The sequence below is a fragment of the Mesorhizobium sp. M7A.F.Ca.CA.002.04.1.1 genome (assembly GCF_004022805.1).
Classification (GTDB): Bacteria; Pseudomonadota; Alphaproteobacteria; order Rhizobiales; family Rhizobiaceae; genus Mesorhizobium; species Mesorhizobium ciceri.
In genome coordinates this window covers 1-2,877 of the sequence record NZ_RZPL01000711.1, presented here as the reverse complement: position 1 = coordinate 2,877, position 2,877 = coordinate 1, and the positions used below count along the sequence as shown (strand labels likewise).

Genomic DNA, 2,877 nt, shown 5'->3' with positions numbered 1-2,877 from the left:
GGGCGCCGCCGTGCTCACGATAGAGCGCCGTGACGGCGTCGCCGCATCGGCTGCGTTGGTGCTCGACGGCGACGGGCTTACGCTCAAGCACATCGAGATCGACGGCAAGAAGGTAAAACCGGCGGATCTGCTGGCGACGCCCGACCAGTTGACCATCCTCAAGCCACCGGTGGCGCGGCGCTTCCAGTTGCTCATCGAGACCGAGGTGGCGCCGGCGGGCAACGAAGCCCTGATGGGCCTCTACCGCTCGAGCCACGTCTACTGCACGCAATGCGAAGCCGAGGGCTTTCGCCGCATCACCTATTTCCTCGACCGTCCCGATATCCTGTCCGTCTACACGGTGCGCATGGAGGCAATGCGCGACGAGGCGCCGCTGCTCCTGTCCAACGGCAACCCGCTCGAAAAGGGCGACCTCGGCGACGGCTGGCATTATGCAGTGTGGCACGACCCTTTCCCCAAGCCGTCCTATCTGTTCGCATTGGTGGCCGGCAATCTCGGCCGGCTCGCGGACAGTTTCGTCACCCTGTCCGGCCGCACGGTCGAGCTCGGCATCTATGTCGAGCCCGGCAAGGAGACGCTGGCCGGCTATGCGATGGACGCCCTGAAGCGGTCGATGAAATGGGACGAGGAGGCGTTCGGCCGCGAATACGATCTCGACGTCTTCAACATCGTCGCCGTGTCGGACTTCAACATGGGCGCGATGGAGAACAAGGGCCTCAACATCTTCAACGACAAATATGTGCTGGCCGACCGGGAGACCGCGACGGACGCCGATTTCGCCAATATCGAGGCGATCATAGCGCATGAGTATTTCCACAATTGGACAGGCAACAGAATCACTTGCCGCGACTGGTTCCAGCTCTGCCTGAAGGAAGGCCTGACGGTTTTCCGCGACCACGAATTCTCCGCCGACCAGCGCTCGCGCGCGGTCAAGCGTATTGCCGAGGTGCGGACCTTGCGCGCCCACCAGTTTCCAGAGGACCAGGGCCCACTGGCGCATCCGGTGCGGCCGCGCCGCTACCGCGAGATCAACAATTTCTACACCGCGACGGTCTACGAGAAGGGCTCCGAAGTGGTGCGCATGATCCGCACAATTCTCGGTGCCGACGTGTTTCGCGCCGGCATGGACCTCTATTTCGAGCGGCACGACGGTGACGCGGCGACGATCGAGGATTTCATCAAGGTGTTCGAGGATGCGTCCGGCCGCGACCTGTCGCAGTTCGCGCTCTGGTATCATCAGGCGGGAACGCCGAACCTGACGATCAGTTCGACGCACAATCCGGCCGCGCAGGAGTTCACGCTCGAAATCGAGCAGTCGGTGCCGCCGACACCCTCCGAAAGCCGCAAGCGGCTGATGCACATCCCGCTCGCTTTCGGGCTGATCGGCGCCGGCGGCAAGCCTGTGCCGTATAGTAGCGTCGAGGGCGCCAGCGTCGAGGACGGCGTCATCCATATCCGCAAGCGTCGCCACATGGTGCGGTTTTCAGGCGTCACCGAGCGCCCGGCCGTGTCGCTCAACCGCGGCTTTTCGGCGCCGGTGACATTGTCCGTCGAGCAGAAAGCCGACGACCAGTTCTTCCTCGCCCGCCACGACGGCGACGCCTTCTCGCGCTGGCAGGCTTTCAACACATTGTTGACCGATGCGCTGATATCAGCGTTCCGCGAGATCCTCGGCGGCAAGCAGCCGGCCTTTGCGCCGCGGCTGATCGAACTCGCCGGCAGCATTGCCGGCGACGAGACGCTGGAGCCGGCCTATCGGGCATTGGCGCTGGCCCTGCCCGGCGAAGCCGACATTGCCCGCGACATCGGCAGGAACATCGACCCCGATGCCATCTATGCGGCTCGCGAGGCACTGGCGCTGGCGATCGGCACTGCGAACCGGGACGTTTTTTCGGGCCTCTACCTCAGCCTTGCCGACAGAGAAGCGTTCAGCCCCGACGCGGCAAGCGCCGGGCGACGCGCCTTGCGCAACACCCTGCTGGATTATCTGTCGCTGCAGCCGGGCGGAGCGGAACTCGCTGCCGGGCATTTCCAGTCCGCGACCAACATGACCGACCGCGCGGCAGCACTTGCCGTGCTCGCGCATCGTCACCACGGTTCGCCCGAGGCGGTCGAGGCGCTGGCGGCTTTCGAGACGACCTACGGGTCCGACCCGCTGATCATGGACAAATGGTTCCAGATCCAGGCCAGCGTACCGGGGCCGCAAACCGTCGACACCGTGAAGGCCTTGACCAACCACCCGGCCTTCTCGATGGGCAATCCGAACCGGGTGCGCTCGCTGATCGGCACCTTCTCCAGCGCCAATCAGACCGGCTTCCACCGGGCCGACGGCGAAGGCTACTGGTTCTTTGCTCAAACCGTCCTCGAGGTTGAAAAGCGCAACCCGCAAGTGGCGGCAAGGCTGGCGACGGCGCTCAGATCCTGGCGTTCGCTCGAACCCTTGCGGCAGGCGAAGGCCAGGGAAGCGCTGCTCTCGATCGCCGGCGCCGAAAACCTGTCGGCGGATCTGCGGGATATTGTCGAGCGCACGCTGGCTTAGCCGCTCTCTTCCTTCTCCCCTTGTGGCAGAAGGGAGATCCGTGCACGCCGCCAAGCTGGTGAATTTCAACCAGGACCTGCCAGCAGCGGCTTCCGTTAGGCGCTGCGCCAGCGAAAGCCCATTATTTTAGTCGATTTTTAATCTTTTTTCGCCGGACCACTGGACAAGGCGAATCACCTTTGATTCTTTACTGACGATTCGGAAGTGCGGCGTTTGCCGGATCACCAAGCAGCATAGGCAAATTCGGGGAGTGCCATTTATGGCGAAGGCGGACGCGTGGGGCGCGCCCGGAGGGACGGTTTTTGCGCATCGTGAGACGCGCGGCGACGGTCTTGCCG

At 63.8% G+C, this 2,877-nt stretch carries 1 protein-coding gene; it reads left to right on the top strand.

Going from position 1 to position 2,877, the window contains the following annotated elements:
• The coding region (gene pepN / locus ENZ75_RS27205; protein WP_128278449.1) for an aminopeptidase N at window positions 1–2,539 on the top strand (2,539 nt) is incomplete at its 5' end.
• Between the last annotated feature and the right edge of the window lie 338 nt (window positions 2,540–2,877).